Source organism: Synechococcus sp. BA-120 BA3 (genome assembly GCF_034931285.1).
Lineage (GTDB): Bacteria > Cyanobacteriota > Cyanobacteriia > PCC-6307 > Cyanobiaceae > Cyanobium.
In genome coordinates this window covers 1-839 of the sequence record NZ_JAYGHZ010000493.1, presented here as the reverse complement: position 1 = coordinate 839, position 839 = coordinate 1, and the positions used below count along the sequence as shown (strand labels likewise).

General features: G+C 75.1%; 1 protein-coding gene. It reads left to right on the top strand.

The features are described from left to right. Window positions 1-839 (top strand): replication restart helicase PriA (priA, locus tag VB737_RS17100; protein ID WP_500314739.1); only part of this gene is annotated, 839 nt, incomplete at both ends.

The window sequence follows — 839 nt, the reverse complement described above, 5'->3', positions numbered from 1 at the left end:
GCCGACACCCGCCTGCTGCCGCTGCCGGAGCGGATCGGCCGCCGGCCCCTGCCGCCGGTGCGGCTGGTGGACATGCGCCAGGAGCTGGAGGACGGCCATCGCCGCCTGATCAGCCGCCCGCTGATGGCCCGGTTGGAGAACCTCCAGGAGCGAGGCGAGCAGGCCGTCGTGCTGGTGCCCCGGCGCGGCTACCGCTCCTTCCTGAGCTGCCGCAGCTGCGGCGAGGTGGTGCTCTGCCCCCACTGCGACGTGCCCCTCACCGTCCACCGCGGCCCCCGGACCGGCGGCCGCGAGGGTCGGGAGTGGCTGCGCTGCCACTGGTGTGACCACCGCCAGGAGATGGGCGATCGCTGCGGCCACTGCGGCTCCACCGCCTTCAAGCCCTTCGGTGCCGGTACCCAGCGGGTGATGGAGCAGCTGGCGACGGAACTGGAGGGCCTGCGCCTGCTCCGCTTCGACCGGGACACCACCCGCGGCCGGGACGGCCACCGCCGCCTGCTGGAGCGCTTCGCCGCCGGCGAGGCGGACGTGCTGGTGGGGACCCAGATGCTGGCCAAGGGCATGGACCTGCCCCGGGTGACCCTGGCGGCGGTGCTGGCGGCCGACGGCCTGCTGCACCGGCCCGATCTGCGCGCCGCCGAGCAGTGCCTGCAACTGTTGCTGCAGCTGGCCGGCCGCGCCGGCCGCGGGGAACGCCCCGGCGAGGTGCTGGTGCAGACCTACAGCCCGGACCACCCCGTGATCCGGCATCTCGTGGACGGCCGCTACGCCGCCTTTCTGGCCGAGGAGCTGGAGCTGCGGCGCCAGGGGGGCATGGTGCCCTTCGGTCGGGCCTGCCT